Genomic DNA, 1,976 nt, shown 5'->3' with positions numbered 1-1,976 from the left:
GGCGCAGGCCTGCTGCTGGCGGCCGTGCTGGCCGGCGGCCTGAACCCGGCGGCCGCCCAGGCCCAGCCCACCAAAAAGCGCACCGGCCAGATTGAGGAAGCCGAGATTGAGATTGTGAAGGAGCGGGTGAACCAGCTGCCCGAAGCCACCCGCAACTACGAGAAAATCAAGCTGCCCGCGCCGCCCAAAGTCGAGCGCAAAGTGGCCTACACCTTCCCCGATTTCCGCCTGCCCGCCAACCGCCTTGCCCCGTCGGTGAAGGTGCTCACCATCCGGGCTGAGGAGCCCACGCCGCTCACCGGCAACTTCGTGAAGGCCGGCATCGGCAACTACGGCACGTTTTACGGGCGCGGCTACTTCCACAGTACCCGCAATACCGACCACGCCTACGGGCTCGATATCAAGCACATCAGCTCCATTCAGGGTCCGGTTGATGGCAAGAATTCGCGCATGTCCGAAACCAGCGCCCACCTCATGGGCGAGCTGTACCGCGGCACCGGCGCCTTTGGGGCTACGCTTGACTTCGGCCACGAGCGTTACAATTTTTACGGTTACGGGAAAGCCGCCAATGGCGAAACACTGGCCACGCCCGAATCGGCCGACATCAAGCAGACCTTCAACCGCTTCGCGGTAAAGGCCTACGCCCACAACCGCGACCCCGAGCAGCAACTGACCTACGATGCCGGCATCGGCTACCGCTACTGGGCCGACAACTTCGCGGCTTCCGAAAACGACGTGCGCCTGAACGCCAAAGTCGGCTACGCGCTGGGCGAGTCGAGCCGCCTCACGCTGGCCGCCGACGCCTCGTTTATCGCCGACAAGGACCAGGCCGCGCCCACGCCGATTACGCCCAACCCGACTTCGCTCACCCGCACGCGCGCCTTCGTGCAGGCCACGCCGGCCTATGAGTTCCTGAAAAACAACATTGCCGTAACGGTGGGCGCCACGCTGGGCTACTCCAGCGATACGACCACCAACGTGAGCAAGGCCGTGGCCTACCCGGCCATTCGACTGGGCTACACCATTGAGCCCGAAAAGTTTATGGTGTACGCCGGCCTCGGCGGGGCCCTGCAGCGCGTAACGCGCTACGACCTGAGCACCGAAAACCCCTGGCTGAACCGCGGCCTGAACGTGGCCGATACCCACCGCGGGCCCACTATCTACGCCGGCTTCACGTCCACGCCAGCCCGGGGGCTCGAATTCAATGCCCGCGCCACCTACGCCCGCGACCGTAACCTGTACTTCTACCTTAATAACCCCATCGACCCCACGCGCTTCGACCTCGTGTACGACCGCCAGGCCACCGGCGTGCTCAACATCCACGGCGAGCTGCTTTACAACGCCGCCGAGAAATTCCGCCTCGGCACGCGGATGGACTACAACAAGTACGCCCTCAAAAACCTGCCGCAGCCGTTCCACCGCCCCGAGTTCCAGGGCTCGGTGTTTGGCACCTATAATGTGTTTGACAAGCTGATGGTTGGCGTCGAAGGGTATTTCTACTCGGCCAGCTACGGCATCAGCTACCGGCCGGCTACCACGCCGGGCACCGCGCGCACCGCCGATTTTTACCGCGCCACCACGCCGATTATCGACCTGAATCTGCGCGCCGACTACCGCATTACGCCAAAAATATCCATCTTTGCAATGGGTAACAACCTCGTCAACCGTCAGTACCAGCGCTTCTACGGCTATCCAGTGAAGGGTATCAACGTGATTGGGGGGGCTACCTATAATTTTTAAGTGTTGAATGCTGAATGTTGAGTTTTGAATGATTAGTGTGGTAAAATGCCTTGAGATAGGTGTTTAACTTTTAACTCAACCTTCAAAACTTAACACTTAAAACTCCCCCGATGCACCTCGCCGACCACATCCGTCCTTTGCTCCGTGACCACGACTGCGTGATTATTCCGGACTTTGGCGGACTCGTGGCCGACGTGTCGCCGGCCCGGGCCCAGCCCGGCCGCCAGGCCCTGAGC

2 protein-coding genes are annotated in these 1,976 nt (G+C 61.5%); both read left to right on the top strand.

Annotated elements, in window-relative coordinates; translation table 11 throughout:
* Positions 1-1,740 (top strand): TonB-dependent receptor (locus ACYVDE_RS21275; protein ID WP_460503541.1); only part of this gene is annotated, 1,740 nt, incomplete at its 5' end.
* 110 nt (positions 1,741-1,850) lie between these two features.
* Positions 1,851-1,976: HU domain-containing protein (locus tag ACYVDE_RS21270; RefSeq protein WP_460503542.1), on the top strand; the 126-nt coding region annotated here is incomplete at its 3' end.

The organism is Hymenobacter agri (assembly GCF_054778495.1).
Note: the sequence above shows the minus strand (reverse complement) of the source record. Positions and strands in the feature narration are given on the sequence as shown.